General features: G+C 64.7%; 16 protein-coding genes. 10 read left to right on the top strand and 6 right to left on the bottom strand.

Features of this window, described 5'->3' with window-relative positions:
- Window positions 1–49 precede the first annotated feature (49 nt).
- Entirely contained in the window at window positions 50–2,341 is a 2,292-nt protein-coding gene (locus tag AB7245_RS43495; protein ID WP_135215215.1) for a TonB-dependent siderophore receptor, read from the top strand.
- Window positions 2,342–2,653: 312 nt separating this feature from the next.
- Here the strand turns inward: AB7245_RS43495 and AB7245_RS43490 are convergent, their stop codons facing one another.
- Together AB7245_RS43490 and AB7245_RS43485 are read right to left on the bottom strand one after the other, a co-directional pair.
- Window positions 2,654–4,090 (bottom strand): glutamine synthetase family protein, encoded by a 1,437-nt coding sequence (locus AB7245_RS43490; RefSeq protein ID WP_085399247.1) that lies wholly within the window; start codon window positions 4,088–4,090, stop codon window positions 2,654–2,656.
- A gap of 163 nt (window positions 4,091–4,253) precedes the next feature.
- Window positions 4,254–5,612, bottom strand: coding sequence for an aromatic ring-hydroxylating dioxygenase subunit alpha (locus tag AB7245_RS43485; protein ID WP_439035673.1), 1,359 nt, complete (start codon window positions 5,610–5,612; stop codon window positions 4,254–4,256).
- A gap of 111 nt (window positions 5,613–5,723) precedes the next feature.
- On the opposite strand from AB7245_RS43485, the gene AB7245_RS43480 reads away from it, so the two are divergent.
- The 4 genes from AB7245_RS43480 (at window position 5,724) to AB7245_RS43465 (ending at window position 8,937) form a co-directional block, all read left to right on the top strand.
- Window positions 5,724–6,509 carry an IclR family transcriptional regulator domain-containing protein gene (locus tag AB7245_RS43480; RefSeq protein ID WP_085399249.1) on the top strand — a complete coding sequence of 262 codons (786 nt, stop codon included), beginning with the start codon at window positions 5,724–5,726 and terminating at the stop codon, window positions 6,507–6,509.
- Window positions 6,510–6,577: 68 nt separating this feature from the next.
- Window positions 6,578–6,910 carry a PRC-barrel domain-containing protein gene (locus tag AB7245_RS43475; RefSeq protein ID WP_085399250.1) on the top strand — a complete coding sequence of 111 codons (333 nt, stop codon included), beginning with the start codon at window positions 6,578–6,580 and terminating at the stop codon, window positions 6,908–6,910.
- Window positions 6,911–6,992: 82 nt separating this feature from the next.
- A complete protein-coding gene (gene ybaL / locus AB7245_RS43470) occupies window positions 6,993–8,726 on the top strand; it encodes a YbaL family putative K(+) efflux transporter (protein ID WP_135215214.1) in 1,734 nt (577 codons plus the stop codon).
- On the top strand, window positions 8,677–8,937 hold the full coding sequence (locus AB7245_RS43465) for a hypothetical protein (protein WP_085399252.1): 261 nt from the start codon (window positions 8,677–8,679) through the stop codon (window positions 8,935–8,937). The genes ybaL and AB7245_RS43465 overlap by 50 nt, the downstream gene beginning before the upstream one ends.
- A 64-nt stretch (window positions 8,938–9,001) precedes the next feature.
- Here AB7245_RS43465 and AB7245_RS43460 read toward each other — a convergent pair whose 3' ends face one another.
- Window positions 9,002–9,397 (bottom strand): group II truncated hemoglobin, encoded by a 396-nt coding sequence (locus AB7245_RS43460; RefSeq protein WP_085399253.1) that lies wholly within the window; start codon window positions 9,395–9,397, stop codon window positions 9,002–9,004.
- A 267-nt stretch (window positions 9,398–9,664) separates the two neighbouring features.
- On the bottom strand, window positions 9,665–10,681 hold the full coding sequence (locus AB7245_RS43455) for a helix-turn-helix transcriptional regulator (RefSeq protein ID WP_275552115.1): 1,017 nt from the start codon (window positions 10,679–10,681) through the stop codon (window positions 9,665–9,667).
- 28 nt (window positions 10,682–10,709) lie between these two features.
- Here AB7245_RS43455 and AB7245_RS43450 point away from each other — a divergent pair, with 28 nt between their 5' ends.
- The 5 genes from AB7245_RS43450 (at window position 10,710) to boxB (ending at window position 17,211) form a co-directional block, all read left to right on the top strand.
- Entirely contained in the window at window positions 10,710–12,251 is a 1,542-nt protein-coding gene (locus tag AB7245_RS43450) for a benzoate-CoA ligase family protein (RefSeq protein WP_085399255.1), read from the top strand.
- Window positions 12,252–12,475: 224 nt separating this feature from the next.
- Complete coding sequence (locus AB7245_RS43445) at window positions 12,476–13,294, top strand: alpha/beta fold hydrolase (RefSeq protein ID WP_085399607.1); 819 nt, start codon at window positions 12,476–12,478, stop codon at window positions 13,292–13,294.
- An 18-nt stretch (window positions 13,295–13,312) separates the two neighbouring features.
- Window positions 13,313–13,840 (top strand): DUF309 domain-containing protein, encoded by a 528-nt coding sequence (locus AB7245_RS43440; protein ID WP_085399608.1) that lies wholly within the window; start codon window positions 13,313–13,315, stop codon window positions 13,838–13,840.
- A 116-nt stretch (window positions 13,841–13,956) separates the two neighbouring features.
- A complete protein-coding gene (boxC, locus tag AB7245_RS43435) occupies window positions 13,957–15,645 on the top strand; it encodes a 2,3-epoxybenzoyl-CoA dihydrolase (protein WP_085399609.1) in 1,689 nt (562 codons plus the stop codon).
- 129 nt (window positions 15,646–15,774) lie between these two features.
- Window positions 15,775–17,211 carry a benzoyl-CoA 2,3-epoxidase subunit BoxB gene (gene boxB / locus AB7245_RS43430; protein ID WP_085399636.1) on the top strand — a complete coding sequence of 479 codons (1,437 nt, stop codon included), beginning with the start codon at window positions 15,775–15,777 and terminating at the stop codon, window positions 17,209–17,211.
- Between the two features lie 194 nt (window positions 17,212–17,405).
- Here the strand turns inward: boxB and AB7245_RS43425 are convergent, their stop codons facing one another.
- Both AB7245_RS43425 and AB7245_RS43420 read right to left on the bottom strand, forming a co-directional pair.
- Entirely contained in the window at window positions 17,406–18,206 is an 801-nt protein-coding gene (locus AB7245_RS43425) for an SDR family oxidoreductase (RefSeq protein ID WP_085399610.1), read from the bottom strand.
- A gap of 228 nt (window positions 18,207–18,434) precedes the next feature.
- Window positions 18,435–19,493, bottom strand: coding sequence for a polysaccharide deacetylase family protein (locus AB7245_RS43420; protein WP_085399611.1), 1,059 nt, complete (start codon window positions 19,491–19,493; stop codon window positions 18,435–18,437).

Below are 19,493 nucleotides of genomic sequence, written 5' to 3'. Positions count from 1 at the left end.
TCGATCTGGTTACTCCCGGGTTGTTCGAACACGGAACTCGGGGAAGACAATGACGCGCAACGACGGGTGGACGCTCGGCTGGGAACGGATGGCGAGAACTGGTCTGGGAGCGGCCGGCCTGGGAATAGTCCTGCACGCAACGCCGTCGGTCGCACAGACCTCCGGGACCAATTCGACGTCGACGGCGGCGACATTGCCTCCCGTCACGGTGGAGGCACCGATCCAGGCGCGTCCGCGCACCCAGCCCGCGCAGCGAGCTTCGCAGTCGTCGCGCGGCCGCATCGCGACGCAACGCAATGCCGGGCCCGCGCCAGCCGGAAATTCGGGCGCGCGCGAGGCCGGTGTCGGTCGCGCCAACGCGTCGAGCGAGAGCAGCTATGTTGCAGACAGCAGTTCGGCGGGTACCAAGACCAACACGCCGTTGCTCGAGACGCCGCAGTCGATCTCGGTCGTGACGCGCAAGGAGCTCAACGACCGCGCCGTCCAGACGCTGACGGAGGCGGTTGGCTACGAACCCGGCGTCCGTATCGATGCTTCCGGCTACGATCCGCGTTTCGACGCGATCGCGATCCGCGGCTTCGACATCACTTATAACGGCGTTTATCTCGACGGCCTGCGCCTCGTCGGAGCAGGTCTCAGCGTGTTCAAGACCGAGCCTTATGGGGTCGACAGCATCACCGTGGTCCGTGGGCCGAGCTCGGCACTCTACGGGCTCGGCTCGCCCGGCGGACTGATCGACCTGTCGAGCAAGCTGCCGACCAGCCAGCCGTTTCACGAGGCGCAAACGGTGTTTGGCGACCGCGATCGCGTCCAGGGCAATTTCGATCTTTCGGGTCCGGTCGATGCCAACGGTCAATTCCTCTATCGGCTGACCGGCGTGGTGCGCGACGCGGACGTGTTCGTGCCGGGCGGCAAGGATAACAGGACCTACATCGCGCCCGCCGTCACCTGGAAGCCGGATCAATCGACGACCCTGACGATTCTCGGGTCCTATCAGAAGTCGAAGACGCCCGGATCCATGTTCACCTACTCCACGGGCACCGGCACCGCCACGGACATCTTCACGGGCAGCCCGTCCTACAATTCGCTCAACCAGGAGCAGGGACGCGTGGGCTACCTGTTCGAGCATGCGTTCAACAACGCCGTGACCGTCCGCCAGAAATTCCGCTACGTCGATGTCGACGCGGTCACCCGCTATGTGGGCTTTCTCGGGGCGCCGGTGGGCAATGTCGTCTCGCGCTATACCGGCTACGTCCACGACACGCTGCAATCGGCCATCATGGATAACCAGGTCGAGGCCAAGCTATCGACCGGGCCCGTGCAGCACACGCTCCTGGTCGGCACCGACTACACCGCGTCGAAGTTCAACGACAAGCAGGGATTCGGCTTCGGCGTCTCCGACCTCAATCTGGCCGCGCCGGTCTACGCGCCGGAATCCATTCCCGATCCCGCGATCTCGTCCTTGACGCAGCAGCGACAGACCCAGTCCGGCGTGTACATCCAGGACCAGGCCAGGCTCGATCACTGGATTCTCACATTGAGCGGCCGCAGCGACTGGGTCAGCACCACGGGTGAGGATCTGTTCGCGCTGACCCGGCAGACGCAGTCCGATCAGGCCTATAGCGGGCGAGCCGGGCTGACCTATGTGTTCGATTCCGGCGTTGCGCCTTACGTCGCCTACTCAACCTCGTTCTTTCCCAATCTCGGCGTCGATCCGTCGGGCGCCTTCTTCAAGCCGACCACCGGCAAGCAGACCGAAGTCGGTGTGAAGTACCAGCCGCAGGGCACGAGGAGCTTCATTACCGCGGCGGTGTTCGATTTGACCCAGGACGGCGGCCTGGTCACGACGGGGACGGGCGTGACGGTCCAGCGCGGGGAGATTCAAAGCCGCGGCTTCGAATTGCAGGCGCTTGCTAGCCTGGGCGGTGGTTTCGACATCACCTCGTCGTACACCTATCTCGACATGGTGACCAAGCAGGCCGCTGACGACTCGCTGATCGGCAAGTTTCCCTCGGGCAATCCTCCGCACACGGCGACGCTGTGGGCGAACTATGCCCTGCCGCTGGCCGGACCGTTTGCAGGATTGAGCGTCGGTGGCGGCGCGCGTTACATGTCCTGGAGCTACGGCGATGATGCGAATACGTTCAAGAACAGCTCGGTAACCCTGATCGACGCAGCGCTGAAATATGATTTTGGCCAGGCGATGAAGGAGCTGAAGGGCCTCCAGTTCCAGGTCAATGCCAAGAACCTGTTCAATCTGCACTACACCACGTGCCAAGTCGGTTACTGCTACCGTGGCGCGCCGCTGACCGTCATCGCAACGCTCGGCTATCGCTGGTGAACCAGCTTGCGCATGAGAACCCCGGTTATCCGGTCAATATGTCTTACCCAAATCGCTGGCGCCGGCGACTAACGCGCCAGGTGGTGGGTGCCGATTTCAACCAAGGTGGTCCGGCAGGAGAGGCGGTAGATCAGGCTGAACAATTGAACCCACATGATCGAACTCCACTGTTGATCACATGCAGGATATTAGGCCCCCAGTCTTTCCGGCCGTTTTCGAGGGACAGGGAAAATGGCTTCGTCGGCGAGCGCCGTGATGTCGTCGGAACAGACCGGACGAAGTCGCCTCACGCGGGCGTGAGACGTATCTCCGTCAAAACACCTCGAAATATTCGCGGTGCTCCCAGTCGGTCACCTCCGACAGGAAGCGGTCGATCTCGGCATTCTTGATGTGGGTGTAGTAGTCGACGAACTCGGGCCCGAACTTCTCGCGGAAGAACGGATCGTCCTTCAGCGCGGCGACCGCATCGCGCAAGCTCTTCGGCAACGGCGGCGCCTTGGTCTCGTAGGGCGTGTCGGCGGACGGGCCGGGGTCGAGCTTGCGGTCGACGCCGTCGAGGCCTGAGAGAATCTGGGAGGCCATGTAGAGATAGGGATTGGCGGCGGGCTCGCCGATGCGATTTTCCAGGCGCGTTGCGGCATCATTGGCGCCGCCGAGCACCCGGATCATCACGCCGCGATTGTCGCGGCCCCAGATCGCGCGGTCCGGCGCCAGCGAATAGGAGCGGTAGCGCTTGTAGCCGTTGATGGTCGGGGTGGTGAACACGGTCGAGGCGCGGGCATGGTCGAGCAGGCCGGCAAGGTACGCCCGGCCGAACGCGCTGAGCGGCTCGCTGCCGTCTTTCGCCATGAACTGATTTTCGCCAGACGCGCGCGAGACGATCGACTGGTGCAAATGCCAGCCGCTCGCGAACACGTTCGGCAGTTTCGGCCGGCACATGAAGGTGGCGTGATAGCCGTGGCGACGCGCGATCTGCTTCACGGCGGAGCGGAACAGCACCATGTTGTCGGCGGGCTCCAGCCCCTTCTTCGGCGCGAAGGTGAATTCGCACTGGCTCGGCCCGAACTCGACCTCGACCGAGCGCAAGGGCAGTCCGAGCGCGACGATATCGCGGCGCAGGATCTCCAGCACCGGCTCCATCTGATCGAAGCGCTGCTCGGTGAGGTATTGGTAGCCGTGGCTGAGCAGGCTCACCGACGGCGGCGTCCCGGGCTGGCCGGCATCCTCGGGCCGCATATGCGCGTCGTCGAGCTTAAAGATGTGGAATTCAACCTCGAGGCCGGCGACGAAATCGTGGCCGCGGCCGCTGAGATCATCGAGCACCTTGCGGTAGAGGCCGCGGGTCGCGAATGGCACGGGACGGCCGTCGCCAAAATAGAGATCGCAGAGCACCCAGCCCGTCGCAGGCGCCCATGGCAGCACGCGGAACGTGGTTGGGTCGGCGACCATCAACACGTCGGCCGCGCCCTCCATCTCCTTCATGCCGAACCCGCCGCCTGACGTGAACACCGGAAACACCGTGCGGTGCGAGGTATCCTTGGCGAGCATGGTCGTGGTGATGGAGCAGCCGCTCTCCAGCGAGGCGATCGCCTCGGCGGCGATGATGGTCTTGCCGCGCAAAATGCCGTGCTGGTCCGGGAAGGCGAGGCGGATGACCTCGAGGTTCTTTTCCTCGACGATGCGGCGCAGGCGCGCTGCGGCGTCCCTCTGCTCATCCGACCACAGCGCATGACGCGCGACGAAAGTCACTCGGTTGCTCCTTCTGTCCGTGCTGTCATCGCCCGCGAAGGCGGGCGATCCAGTATTCCAGAGACGGCGACGTGTCCACGAGAGGCCGCGGCGTACTGGATGCCCCGCCTTCGCGGGGCATGACAGTGGAGTATGTGGCGCCTGCCGCTGATTGACGGCATTATCACTCCGCCGCCGTCAGCCGGTGCACGTTGTCGGCGATCTCCTTCGGCACCGGCGCGGCCCAAGGTGCGCCGCGGCGGCGCTTGACGTCGACCTCCATCCAGTAGAGCTCCCAACCCTGGGTCGGCCCGATGCCGTCCATGGTGGCCGGTCCCTGGATGCTGCGCGCCCTGCTCTCGTCCAGGAACAGCATCGGCTTCTCGCCGCCGCCGACCTTCTCGATCTCAGCCCGCAGCAGGCGGCGGTACTGCACGATCGCCTTGTCGCTCGAGCCGAGATGCTCGTTGGTGCGGTCCTGGATGGCGCCCATCGATTCCACCGCCCACTGGTCGTGCACGTTGATGTCGGTGCCCATGCCGGTATAGGTCGCGGTCGCCTGCTCGTGCGGATCGAAGCCGTAATCGTTGCCGCGGTTCTTGCGCGACTTGTAGTCGGGCAGCTCATAGAGCTCGAGCCGCTGATCGCGCATCTTCTGCTTGTCGACCGGGTTGGTGTAGCTGGTGAAGATCGCGTACCAGTAGCAGTTCTCGTCGTCGACCGGCACGTGCCACTGCGTGATCGTCATTTCCGCGCTCATGGGGATGACGAAGCCGTGCGGGAAGAGCTGGTTGGTGACGCGCACATGGGTGCGCTCCTCGTCGATCTCGCGCAGCGCGATCAGCCGCAGGCCATATTCGGTGTGTTCGACATTGATGATCGGCCGGTCGTATTCGCGCAGGATCTTTGTCATCGGCAGGTCGCTGCCGGCGGAGGCGCCGCGGAACTGCTTGCCGTAAGCCGTCGACGTATCCTCGTCCTCGAAGAAGCGGTGCAGATAGGAGGCGTGCGCGGGATCGATGCCGACCTCGAGGGCCTGAAGCCAGTTGCAGGCCATGTGGCCCTTGAACGCAAAAGTGTGCGTGCCGGGCGCGACAAAGCAGTCGAGCTCCGGAAATGCCGGCGGCTCACCCTCGCCGAGATAAGCCCAGAGGATGCCGCTCTTCTCGACCACGGGATAGGAACGCTGACGAATGTTCTGGCAAAGTTTTGAGTCCTTCGGCTCGGCCGGCGTCTCGATGCACTGGCCAGTGGCGTCGAACAGCCAGCCATGGAAGGCGCAGCGCAGGCCGCCATGTTCGAGACGTCCGAAGGCGAGGTCGGCGCCGCGGTGGGCGCAGTGACGATCGATCAGGCCGTAGCGTCCGCTCTCGTCGCGGAACAGCACCAGGTTCTCGCCGAGCAGTTTGACGGGACGGATCGGGCGCGCGCCCTCCAGCTCGTCGACCAGCGCCGCCGGCTGCCAGTAGCTCCGCATCAGCTTGCCGCAGGGGTCCTTCGGACCGGTACGGGTGATCAGGTCGTTCTGCTCCTGGCTCATCATGGCGGGCGTCCTTTGTCGGAGAGGCGTTTGTTCGCCTATTGAACGAATGGGCGAATTATGCCATGCCTTGGTCCGGCGGCAAGCAATATTTTGCAGGATGTTCCCGAACCTATGCCCAAGCTGAAGCGCAGCGAAAACGACGAGCGGGCGACGGATTTCGTCGAGAGCCTCGATCGCGGCCTGCGCCTGCTGCAATGTTTCGGCGCGACCACCGGCCCGATGACGCTGAGCGATCTCGCCCGGGCCGCAGAGCTGCCGCGCGCCACCGCGCGGCGTATGCTGTTCACGCTCCAGCGCGGCGGCTTCGTCGCCGGCGACGGAAAGCTGTTCTCGCTGACGCCGCACGTGCTGACGCTCGCGGCGTCCTACCTGCGCTCCAGCCAGCTCGTCGCCGTGCTTCAGCCGGTGCTCGATCGCGTCGCCACGGCAGCGCAGGAAATCTCCTCGCTCGCGGTGCTCGATGGCGACGACGTCGTGTTTGTCGCGCGCAGCAGCCCGGCGCGGATGTTTTCGGGTGGGCTCGAGATCGGCTACCGGCTGCCGGCGTTCTGCACCTCGGTCGGTCGCGCCATGCTCGGGCAGTTCGATGACGCAGCGCTTGCCGCACGCCTGAAGACAATGAAGCGCGAGATGTTGACGCCGCAGACGGTGACGGATCCCAAGGCGCTGCTGGCCAGTATCACAGCCGATCGCGACCAAGGCTATTCGCTGGTCGATCGCGAGGCAGAGCCGCATTTCCGCTCGATCTCGGTTCCGGTGCGCCGCTACGACGGCGTGATCGTCGCCGCCATCAACATGGGCGCCCATGTCGACCGCGTGCCGGCAGGGGAGCTGGTCGACCGGTTGCTTCCGCTGCTCCGCGAGGGCGCGGAGTCCGTGCGGTCGCAGCTGTTATAGCAACGATCGTTGGCGCCGCGCGTCCGCGGGCCTATAATCTCGTCACGCAAGACAACAGGGAGGACGCCATGAAACACACCATGGTTCCCAGTGATCGCGTGGAGCACGTCGGCGTCTACGGGCGCGACGGCGCGAAGCTCGGCTCGATCGAGCGGCTGATGCTCGACAAGGTGACCGGCACGGTCGCCTACGCCGTGATCAGGACTGGCGGGCTGCTCGGCACGCACCACCATTATCCGGTGCAGTGGGGCGCGCTGAAATACGATCCCGCGCGGCAGGCTTTTCGTGTCGAGGTGACGCAGGACGAACTCGCCAGCGGACCGTGCGAGTTCGACGGCGACGAATTTGACTGGGGCGATCGTTCGCAGCCCTACGCGCACCCAAATTATTGGTCGATCTGACGGCGCGATTGCAGGCGTCGCGCGCTGAGCCGCCTCACTTGGTCGCGGTGCGCCGGCGCGCGCTCTGTGTCAAAAGGCAAAAATGCCGCATGACACACCTCTCATCGCCACCATCGTCGTCGGACTTGGACTCGCCTTCGTACTTGGAACTATAGCGCAGCGGTTCCGCATTCCGCCGCTTGTCGGCTACCTGCTTGCCGGCGTTGCCGTCGGCCCGTTCACGCCAGGCTTCGTCGCCGACCAGGCACTTGCGACCGAGCTCGCCGAACTCGGCATTATCTTGCTGATGTTCGGCGTCGGCCTGCATTTTTCGCTCCAGGATCTGCTGAGCGTCCGGCGCATCGCCGTTCCGGGCGCCGTCGTGCAGATTGCGGTCGCCACACTGATGGGGCTCGGCCTTGCATGGCTGATGGGCTGGGGCGTTGGTGCGGGACTCGTGTTCGGACTGGCGTTGTCGGTCGCGAGCACGGTGGTCCTGCTTCGCGCGCTGCAGGAGCGGCGCCTGATGGAGACCGATCGCGGCCGCATCGCGGTAGGCTGGCTCATCGTCGAGGACCTCGCGATGGTGCTCGTGCTGGTGCTGTTCCCGGCGATCGCAAGCCTTCAGAGCGGCGGCGACAAGCCAGCCTTCGAGCCGCTGGCCGCGCAGGCTGGCTTCGGGCTTGCCGGCATCGTGATGCTGACCCTGGCCAAGATCATCGTGTTCATCGGGCTGATGCTGGTGGTGGGGCGCCGGGTGATCCCCTGGATCCTGCACTATATCGCGCATACCGGCTCGCGCGAATTGTTCCGTCTTGGCGTGCTTGCGATTGCGCTGTGCATCGCATTCGGGGCAACGAAGCTGTTCGACGTGTCGCTGGCGCTGGGCGCGTTCTTCGCCGGCATGATGCTGCGGGAATCGCCGCTCAGTGCACGCGCCGCGCAGGAATCGCTGCCGCTGCGCGATGCCTTCGCCGTGCTGTTCTTCGTCTCGGTCGGCATGATGTTCGATCCGATGAGCGTGGTCCGCGAGCCCTGGCCGCTGCTGGCGACGCTGGCGATTATCATGCTCGGCAAATCACTCGCGGCGTTCCTGATCGTGGTCCTGTTCCGGCATCCGGTCGCGACCGCGCTGACGATCTCGGCGAGCCTGTCGCAGATCGGCGAGTTCTCTTTCATCCTGGCCGAGCTCGGCGTCGCCTCGCAGATCCTGCCCAGCGACGGTCGCGACCTGATCATGGCCGGCGCGATCCTCTCCATCATGCTCAACCCGCTGATGTTCGCGGCCGCCACCTGGCTCGCGCCGCGTCTCGACCCGCGCCGGGATTCACCGCAGGCCGCGGCCGCCGTGCCCGAACCGATCCGCACCACGGACCTGACCGACCATACGATCGTGATCGGCTATGGCCGCGTCGGCGCGCTCGTCGGCGATGCCCTGAAACAGCGGCAATTGCCGTTCCTTGTCGCCGAGGTCGGCGAGAGTGCGCTGGCGAAGCTGAAGCAGGGCGGCATCGAGACCGTCATGGGCAATGCCGCGCAGCCCGAAATTCTCGGCGCCACCAATCCGTCACGGGCGCGGCATCTCGTCATCGCGATCCCCGAGGCGTTCGAGGCAGGGCAGATCGTGCAGCAGGCGCGTGCGGCCAATCCGGATATCCGCATCATCGCGCGGGCGCATGCGGATGCCGAGGTCGATCATTTGAAGGGGCTGGGGGCGGATGTCGTCATCATGGGCGAGCGGGAGATCGCGCGCGGCATGATCGAGGAGCTGGAGAGGAGAGTTCCAGATGCTGCCCAGCAAGATCCCCGTCCGCTCGAGGCCGGTTCGGTCGTTTGACCTGATCACGCCGCAGGGCCAGACCTACCGCTTTCCGCAGCCGACATTGTTGCAGCGGTTGTTGCGGTGGGGGCTCGCGCATGCGGAGACGGTGGCGATCTCCGCGGCAATCCTGGCGTTGATTTATGTGGCGGGTTTTGTGGCCGAGGCGCTGGATCACTCGGTGTTTGACGCGTGCAATGACAGGGTGGGATTGCGCAGGGTCGGTTAGCCTGCAACTGCGCGAAGCGCAGTCCGCTGGCGTAACCCACCGCGTCCCCAACTCGCGCTCTGTGTCACTGTCGGTTGCGCATCCAGTCGGCCAGGCCCGATATCGCCTTGTCGAGGTCTTGCCGCGCGGCAGCGTCCGTGACCGTCTCGTCCAGCGCGCCGCGCATGCAGAGCAGCCACGCATCGCGCTCGGCGTCGCCGATGGCAAAGCCGATATGCCGCTGCCGCAGCCGTGGATGGCCCTTCTCGACGGAATAGAGTTTTGGGCCGCCGGTCCATTCGGTGAGGTAGCGCTTCAGCACGTCCCTGATCAGTCCGAGGTCATCCGCGTGCATCGCGCGGATCATTTTCGCCTCCGGCAGCTTGTCCATGCGGTCGTAGAAGCGGTCGACCAGAAGGTCGATCGTGCCGCTGCCGCCGATCCGCTCGAACATGGAGGTGGTGACGTCGCTGGAGGTCATCGTGAGTCCTGTCTGGTGCAAGGCTCTTCATATCGTCTCCCTTTGCGAAACGAAAAGGGGACGCATGGCGTAGCTGCGCGCTCAGCTCTGCTCCCTCCCCCCTTGCGGGGGAGGGCAGGGGAGAGGGGTCGCCCAGGAAATGGTGTTGGTTGTCGCGAAGAAGAAGCGCGTTGCGCGAGTGATGGAGTCCCCGTGTGGACCCCTTTCCCGAACCCTCCCCCGCAAGGGGGGAGGGAACGCAGCGGAGGTCGGCGCGCGCGGATCGCCCTACAGCGCCACGCTGCGCAGGCCGAAACTCCGGGCTTCGTTCTGCAGCACCGGCCGCACCGCATCGATCAGCCTTGCAGCCGCCGCATCGACCGACAGCCCTGCCGTATCCACCACCGCCGTCGCGCGCGAATACAGCGGTTCGCGGCTCAGCAGGATGTTGCGCAGCTCGGCCATCGCGGAGCGGTCGTCCGCCATCGGGCGCAGGTCGCCCTGGCGGCGCACGCGGGCCATGTGCTCCTCGGGCTCGGCCTTCAGCCAGATCGTGTAGAACGACGACAGGATCTGGTCGAAGGTCAACGGCTCCGACACGATGCCGCCGCCGGTCGCCAGCACCATCAGCTCGTTGCGCGCGAGCAGCTGTTGCAGCGCTGCCTGCTCCATGCGGCGAAAGCCTTCCTGGCCGTAGAGCGCGATGATCTCGGCGACCGAGAGCCCGTTCTGCTGCTCGACCTCCTTGTTGAGCTCAACAAAACTCCAGCCGACCTTCTTCGCCAGCATCCGCCCAAGCGTCGATTTGCCGGCGCCGCGCAGGCCGATCAGCGCAATGCCGCAGAACGGCGCGCGCCGCGGCGCCGACGCACTGCCGCCGGCGAGAACGTCCTTGGCCTGAGCGATCTGCGCCGGCGTCGCCTTGCGCAGGAGATCGCGAAACATCTGCCACTCCGGCGTCGGATCGGCCGAGGGAAGCAGGTCCTCGAGATGCGCGCCCATCGCGTCGGAGACGCGGCGCAGCAGCACGATGGAGACGTTGCCCTTGCCGCTCTCGAGCTGCGCGATGTAGCGCTCCGAAATCCCTGATACCTTGGCCAGCACCTTGCGCGACATGCCGCGCAGCGCGCGCATGGTGCGCACGCGCTGGCCGAGCTGTTCGAGAAATCGGGATTCGGCGTCGGGACTGTCGGTCATGGACTGCAGATCATGGGCCTTCTTGAGAGGGTGTCCTGCGGCGCGTTTTAATGAAACATAATGCCTGCCAGCATTGACAGCAAGCCGCCGCGGTGTCTTTCTATGAATTATAATTCTAAATTCGGGGGAGAAGTCCGTGAGCGAGGGATCCTATAACGCGGTGACCTGGCTGCTCGACCGCAACGTCGAGGACGGCAGGGGAGGCAAGCTCGTCTTCGACGACACCGTCTCGCGGCTCACCTATGGCGAGCTCCAGCGCGAGACCCGGCGTGCCGCCAACATGTTGCGCCGGCTCGGGGTCCGCCGCGAGGAGCGCGTGGCGATGATCATGCTGGATACGGTCGATTTCCCGATCGTGTTTCTGGGCGCGATCCGTGCCGGCATTGTGCCGGTGCCGCTCAACACGCTGCTGACCGCGGACCAATACGCCTACATCCTCGCCGATTGCCGCGCGCGGGTGCTGTTCGTCTCCGAAGCGCTCTATCCTGTTATCAAGGACGTCGTTGGCCGCATGCCGGATCTCGAGCACGTCGTGGTCTCCGGCGCCAAGATGAACGGCCACAAGCAGCTCGCGGAAGAGCTCGCCGGCGAGAGCGACCAGTTCACGACCGCCGCGACGCATCCCGACGAGCCCGCATTCTGGCTGTATTCGTCGGGCTCAACCGGCATGCCCAAGGGCGTGCGCCACATCCATTCGAATTTGCAGGCGACCGCGGACACCTATGCGAGCCAGGTGCTCGGCATCCGCGAGAACGACGTCTGCCTGTCTGCGGCAAAACTGTTCTTCGCCTATGGCCTCGGCAATGCGCTGACTTTTCCGATGTCGGTCGGCGCCACCGTGGTGCTGAACAGCGAGCGCCCGACGCCGGCGCGCATGTTCGACCTGATGAACAGGTACAATCCCTCGATCTTCTACGGCGTGCCGACGCTGTTCGCGGCGATGCTCAACGACGAGACGATGAAGGCCGAGCGCGGCGGCAAGTCGCTGCGCATCTGCACCTCGGCCGGCGAGGCGCTGCCGGAATCCGTCGGCAACAGCTGGAAATCGCGCTTCGGCGTCGATATCCTCGACGGCGTCGGCTCGACCGAGCTGCTGCACATCTTCCTGTCGAACGCGCCCGGCGACATCAAATACGGCTCCTCCGGCAAGCCGGTGCCGGGCTATGCGGTGCGGCTCGTCAACGAGGCCGGCCAGGATGTCGCCGACGGCGAGGTCGGCGAGCTGCTGGTCGATGCGCCCTCCGCCGGCGAGGGCTACTGGAACCAGCGCCACAAGAGCCGCCGCACCTTTGAAGGTCCGTGGACCCGCACCGGCGACAAATATGTCCGCGATGGCGAAGGCCGCTACACCTTCTGCGGCCGCGCCGACGACATGTTCAAGGTGTCCGGCATCTGGGTCTCGCCGTTCGAGGTCGAGAGCGCGCTGATCACGCATCCCGCCGTGCTGGAAGCCGCCGTCGTGCCGGAAGCCGATCCGGAAGGCCTGCTGAAGCCGAAGGCCTTCGTCGTGCTGCGTCCGGGTGCGGCGACGGCGGACTTGCAGGAGATGCTGAAGGAGCACGTCAAGCAGAAGATCGGCCCGTGGAAATATCCGCGCTGGATCGACGTGGTGGAGTCGCTGCCGAAGACGGCGACCGGGAAGATCCAGCGGTTCAAGTTGCGGGAAGGGGCGAATTGAGCGTGCAAGCGGCGGGCTCGCTTGCTGACCCTCCCCTGGAGGGGGAGGGTCGCTTCGCATGGAGCGAAGCGCAATGCGAAGCGGGGTGGGGTGATCTCTCCACTCGGGCACCGCATCCGCCGAGAGACTGTCACCCCACCCCGTCTCACATCTCGCTGCGCTCGATGTGAGCCGACCCTCCCCCTCCAGGGGAGGGTACAGACGGAGCGAACAGGAATACGACCATGACCAACCTCACCCCCACCGGCTTCCTGACCATCGGTAGCGCCAGCCTCGAATACAAATGGCTCGCGCCACAAGCCGCTGACGCCCCCACCATCGTCATGCTGCACGAAGGCCTCGGCTCCGTCGACCTGTGGGGCGACTTGCCCGAGAAGCTGCAGCAAGCCACCGGCGCCGGCATCTTCGTCTATTCGCGCGCGGGCTACGGCCAGTCGAGCCCGGTCACGCTGCCGCGGCCGCTCGATTACATGCAGCGCGAGGCGCTGGATGTGCTGCCGAATATCCTCGACGCGATTTCCTTCAAGCGCGGCCTCCTGCTCGGCCATTCCGACGGTGCCTCGATCGCGACGATCTATGCCGGCGCGCATCAGGATCACCGCTTGAACGGCCTCGTGCTGATGGCGCCGCATTTCATCGTCGAGGATATCTCGGTGAAATCCATCGCAGCGATCAAGACGACCTTCGAGAGTACCGACCTCAAGGCGAAGCTGGCGCGCTGGCACAGGGATGTCGACAACGCCTTCTACGGCTGGAACGGCGCCTGGCTCGATCCGAAGTTCCGCGACTGGGACATTTCGGAATATCTCGCCTACATCCGCGTTCCCATCCTGGTCGTGCAGGGCAAGGACGACCAATATGGGACATTGCGACAGGTCGAAATTGCGCAGGAAGAGTGTTACTGTCCGGTAGATTTGAAAATTATTTCAGACGCGGGACATTCCCCGCATCGTGAAGCGCCGAGGGCGACGCTTGACGCGATTGAGCAATTTGCAAGAGCGGCCCTGCGCGACGATCAGGGACTTCAGGGACGCGCCGCATGATCCTGCGGAGGCACATCCATGAATGTGCCTTCGGATGCGAGCGGCCCGTTGCCGTGGCCGCGATGGGCCTATGTGCCGGGCGAGACCGACGGGGTCGACGCGGATTACGAGACGCTTGATTTGGCCAAGGCGCTGGTGCCCCCGGCGTTCCGCGGCTACGTGCCGGCGCGCCATCCGGCGCTGCGCTACGGGCTGGCGCTCAACGATCGCGGCTATTTCTGGGAATCGCAGGAGGTGCTGGAAGCGGTGTGGGCCGCAGCCCCGCAAGGCGGCCGCGAGCGCATCCTGCTGCGTGCCTGCATTCACATCGCCAATGCCAATTTGCGACTGCGCATGCAGCGGCTGCATTCGGCCGCGCGCCTGTTCGGCGACGCGCAGGCGGAGTTGCGGGCGCTGAACTCGCGCAAGGCGGCCGCGGGCGGCGACGGCTTTGTCGAGAGCTTCCCCATTCCGGCGCTGACGGCTCTGCTCCAGGCCAAGCTGGGCCGTTCCGAACTCTCGAAGGCGGACTGGATCACCCTGGGCGCCATTGTGCGGTCTCAATAGGTCTCATGAAACAAAGTGCATGCGATGGCCGTTAAGGGCTAGACGCTTTCAAAAAGATGCACTATTGTGCATCTAACGCTACAGCCAAAACGCATAACCAAGCTCAAGGGTGGCCCATGGCCGGGGAAGATCGGCGCCTCGCAGGCGGCGCGACATTCATCGATTTCCAGACCGAACCGTCCCGCTACAAGCACTGGAAGCTCGCGGTCGATGGCGACGTCGCCACCCTGACCATGGACGTCGACGAGAATGGCGGCCTGTTCGAAGGCTATCTGCTCAAGCTCAATTCCTACGATCTCGGCGTCGACATCGAGCTGGCGGACGTCGTCCAGCGCCTGCGTTTCGAACACCCCGAGGTGAAGGTCGTGGTGATGCGCTCGGCCAAGAACCGCGTGTTCTGCGCCGGCGCCAACATCCGAATGCTTGCGGGCTCGACCCATGCCCACAAGGTGAACTTCTGCAAATTCACCAACGAGACCCGCAACGGTATGGAAGACTCTTCGGAGAATTCCGGCCAGCGCTTCATCACGGTGGTGAACGGCTCGGCCGCCGGCGGCGGTTATGAGCTGGCGCTCGCGACCGACCACATCATCCTCGCCGATGACGGCTCGTCGGCCGTCGCGTTGCCGGAAGTGCCGCTGCTCGCGGTGCTGCCGGGCACCGGCGGCCTCACCCGCGTCGTCGACAAGCGCAAGGTGCGCCGCGACCACGCCGATTTCTTCTGCACCATCGAGGAAGGCGTGAAGGGCAAGCGCGCCGTGCAGTGGCGCCTCGTCGACGAGATCGCGCCGAACTCCAAACTTGAAGCCAAGGTCGCCGAGCGCGCCAAGGAATTCGCAGGCCAGTCGAAGCGCAAGGGCACCGGCAAAGGTATTGCGCTGACACCGCTCAGGCGCGTCATCGACGAGACCAGCATCCGCTACGGTTTTGTCAGCGTCGACATCGATCGCACGGCGCGCATCGCCACCATCTCGATCAAGGCGCCGGAGGCCGCTCCGCCGGCCGACATCGACGGCATGATGGCGCAGGGGCCTTCGTTCTGGCCGCTCCAGGTCGCGCGCGAGCTCGACGACGCCATCCTGCATCTGCGCATCAACGAGCTCGAGATTGCGATGCTCGTCTTCAAGAGCCATGGCGACCGCGCCCATGTGCTGGCATCCGATGCCTTCCTCGAAGCCAACAAGGCGCACTGGCTGGTCAACGAAATCAGGCACTATTGGAAGCGCGTGCTGAAGCGCATCGACGTCACCTCGCGCACGCTGGTGACGCTGGTCGAGCCCGGCTCCTGCTTTGCCGGCACGCTCGCCGAGCTCGTCTTCGCCGCCGACCGCTCCTACATGCTGATCGGCACGCGCCAGGGCGACAACCGTCCGCCGCCGTCGATCGAATTGTCGGCCATGAACTTCGGTCCGTATCCGATGAGCCACGGCCTGACCCGGCTGGAATCGCGCTTCCAGGCCGATCCGTCCGACGTCGAGCGTGCGGAAGCTACCATGGGCACCGCGCTCGACGCCGAGCAGGCGGAAGAGCTCGGCCTCGTCACCTTCGCGCTCGACGACATCGACTGGGACGACGAGGTGCGCGTGTTCCTCGAGGAGCGCGCCAGCTTCTCGCCGGACAGCCTCACCGGCATGGAAGCCAGCCTGCGCTTCGTCGGCCCCGAGACGATGGAATCGAAGATCTTTTCGCGTCTGACCGCGTGGCAGAACTGGATCTTCCAGCGCCCGAACGCGGTCGGCGAGGAAGGCGCGCTGCGCCGCTACGGCAGCGGCCAGAAGCCGAAATTCGATATGACGAGAGTTTAGCGAGTAGGGAGTGGTGAATGGCGAATAGGGATTTCCATTCGCTACTCACCATTCGCCATTCGCAAGCTCACGGTTCGATGCCAATCGTTGAATGAATCAGTCCCCCACGGGAGGTCCACCATGAACATCATGAACGTCGACTACTCGACCAAGATTCCCAACAACGTCAATCTCGCCGAAGACCGCCAGGTGCTGAAGGCGCTGGAAGGCTGGCATCCCGGCTATATGGACTGGTGGAGCGACATGGGGCCGGAAGGCTTTCAGGAGTCGCTGGTGTATCTGCGCACCGCCTATTCCGTCGATCCGCGCGGCTGGGCCAAGTTCGATTATGTCCGCATGCCCGACTATCGCTGGGGCATCCTGCTTGCGCCGCAGGAGGAAAATCGCGTCGTTCCGTTCGGCGAGCATTTCGGCGAGCCTGCGTGGCAGGAAGTCCCGGGCGAGTATCGCGCCATGCTGCGCCGCCTGATCGTGATCCAGGGCGACACCGAGCCGGCTTCCGTCGAGCAGCAGCGCCACCTCGGCAAGACCGCGCCCTCGCTCTACGACATGCGCAATTTGTTCCAGGTCAATGTCGAGGAAGGCCGTCATCTCTGGGCGATGGTCTATCTGCTCCAGAAGTACTTTGGCCGCGACGGCCGCGAGGAAGCTGATGACTTGCTGCGCCGTCGCTCGGGCGATGCCGATGCGCCGCGCATGCTCGGTGCCTTCAACGAGGCGACGCCGGACTGGCTGTCCTTCTTCATGTTCACCTACTTCACCGACCGCGACGGCAAGATGCAGCTGCACTCGCTCGCGCAGTCGGGCTTCGATCCCTTGTCGCGCACCTGCCGTTTCATGCTGACGGAAGAAGCGCACCACATGTTCGTCGGCGAGACCGGCATCACCCGCGTCGTGCAGCGCACTTGTGACGCGATGCGCGAAGCCGGCATCACCGATCCCACCGACATCGCAAAGGTTCGCGCGCTCGGCGTGATCGACCTGCCGACGATCCAGAAGAAGCTGAACCTGCACTATACGCTGTCGCTCGACCTGTTCGGCTCGGAGGTCTCGACCAACGCGGCCAACGCCTTCAACACCGGCATCAAGGGCCGTTATCACGAGACCCAGATCGACGACGATCACCAGCTCAAGAACGCCACCTATCCGGTGCTCAAGTTCATCGACGGCGAGATCAAGCTGGTAGACGAGCCGGCGCTGACCGCGCTCAACATGCGCCTGCGCGACGATTACAGCCAGGACTGCGTCAAGGGCATGCTGCGCTGGAACAAGGTGATCTCGACCGCCGGCTATAACTTCCAGCTCAAACTGCCCAACGTCGCTTTCCATCGCCATATCGGCGAGTTCAAGGGCATCCATGCGACGCCGGATGGTCTTTTGATCGACGATGCCATTTGGGCGAAGCGCAAGGACGAGTGGCTGCCCTCGACCGCCGACGGCGACTTCATCACCTCGCTGATGCAGCCCGTCACCGAGACCGGCAAGTTCGCCTCCTGGATCTCGCCGCCGAAGGTCGGCATCGACAACAAGCCCGGCGATTTCGAGTACGTGAAGATCGAGTCGTAAGAGTCAGGGTTCGACCCTCGCACAACGCAAATGGTGTCATCACCCGCCTTGTGCGCGATTGCGCACTGGAGCGGGTGATCCAGTATTCCAGAGGCGGCAGAGATAGATCGAGACGCTGCAGCGTACTGGATGCCCCGGTCAAGCCGGGGCATGACTGCGGAGTGTGACGCGCGCTCTGTGCTGAAACGCCCCGCCTACCCGGCGATCTCCAGCCCCGCATTCGCGTACACCACGCCGCCATCCACCGCGATGGTGTTGCCGACCACGTAATCACCCGCGCGCGAGGCGAGATAGATCGCCACGCCGGCCATGTCCTCATCGGTTCCGATACGCCGCGCCGGAATGCGCTTGGCGACCTCGTCCGCATGGTCGCGCGCGGCGCGGTTCATGTCGGACTTGAACGCGCCCGGTGCGATCGCGGTGACGTTGATGTTGTCCTTGATCAGCTTCGTCGCCATGCGCCGCGTCAGATGGATCACGGCGGCCTTGCTGGCGGCGTAGGAATAGGTCTCGCTCGGATTGACGAAGATGCCGTCCACCGAGGCGATGTTGATCACCTTGGCCGGCCGCTCGTGCGAGGCCGCCGCGCGCAGCGGCTTTGCCAGTGCCTTGGTCAGGAAGAACAGCGACTTGACGTTGAGGTCCATCACCTTGTCCCAGCCGCTCTCCGGGAATTCGTCGAACTCCGCGCCCCAGGCTGCGCCCGCATTGTTGACGAGGATGTCGAGCTTCGGCTCCAGCTTGATGATCTCGGAGGCCAGCCTGTCGCAGCCTTCGATGGTCGAGATGTCGATCGGCAGCGCGATGCATTCGCCCTCATATTGGGCGGAGAGCTCTTTCGCCGTCGCCTCGCACGGCCCGGCCTTGCGCGCGGTGATGTAGACCTTCGCCGCGCCTTGCGCGAGGAAGCCCGCCGCGATCATCTTGCCGATGCCGCGCGACCCGCCGGTCACGAGCGCGACACGGCCTTTGAGCGAGAACAGATCGTTGAACATGGAGCCTCCCTTGGTTGGCGACGTTTTGAGCGCGGCGGAGAGGGGAGTCAAGGAAGGCGCGAGAGTGGCGCGGCTGCGGTCCAACTCACTCGGTGTCGTCCCGGCGAACGCCGGGACCCATAACCACAGGGAGTAGTTTGGCGAAGACTCGTCGTTCGGTACTTCTACCAAATGTAATCGATGGATTCCGCGGTATGGGTCCCGGCGTTCGCCGGGACGACAGCGTGGCTACGCCGCCGCAATCCGGCGAAAGCCGTTCCACATCGCGGTCGCGGCGCCTGAGGTCAGCACCGGCAAAATTCGCGCGTCCTGGTAATTGCCGTTGAGCGAGACGCGCGGCAGCGCGGTCATGTGGCCGGCATTTTCTGCGAACAGCATGCCGGGCCGGGTCGTCACCGCGGTCTTGAAGCCGGCCGATGCAGCGAGAGCGAATTCGCGCTCGCCCGCGGCTTCGCGGTCGCCATAGGGGTAGGCGAAGTGCAGCACGGTACGGCCGAGCGCCTGCTCGATCCGCGCGCGGCTTACCGCCATCTCCTGTGCGGCGATCCCCTCGCTCTGCCTGGCGAGATTGCAATGGCTGATGGTGTGCGCGCCGATCGTGACCAGCGGATCGGCGGCAAATGCCTTCACCTCGTCCCAGGACAGGCACAGGCTGCGGCACAGTGCGGCCATGTCGACGTCGTATCTGGCGCAGAGCGCCTCGATCTCGCGCTTGAGATCATGTTCCCCCGGCAGCGCGCGCAGCCAATCGTGCAGGCGGTCGAACGCCATTTGTTTTGCGGCGGGGGTCGTTGCATCCAGCCGCAGCGCGGAATTGCCGATCTGGATGTCGATGTGTTCGGCCTTCGCGATCACGGTTTCCAGCGCGGTCCACCACAGACGTCCGGTGCCCTCGGCAAACTCGCTCGCGACATAGACGGCCAAGGGCGCGTCAAATTCGCGCAGAACCGGCAGCGCGAATTCGAGATTGTCGCGGTAGCCGTCGTCGAGGGTGAAGGCGGCGAAGGGGCGGGTGAACCGGCCCTGCACCAGCCGCTCATGCAGCTCGTCCATGCTGACGATGTCGATCCCGCGCGAGCGCAAATGGCTCAGCGTGGCGCGCAGGAAATCGGGGGTGACTTCGAGGTGCCGGTTCGGCTGGAACGCGGCCTCGCGGGCCGGCCGCACATGGTGCAGCATGAAAATGGCGCCGACGCCCGACAAGAGCGGGCGCAACAGGTGGTGCGCCCCGCTGAAATAGAGTGCCCCCAGCCCGGCGCGGATGACGTTGTTTCGGAGTTGTTTCAT

The organism is Bradyrhizobium sp. 604_D8_N2_3 (assembly GCF_051810765.1).
In the GTDB taxonomy this organism is placed as follows: Bacteria; Pseudomonadota; Alphaproteobacteria; order Rhizobiales; family Xanthobacteraceae; genus Bradyrhizobium; species Bradyrhizobium barranii.
Note: the sequence above shows the minus strand (reverse complement) of the source record. Positions and strands in the feature narration are given on the sequence as shown.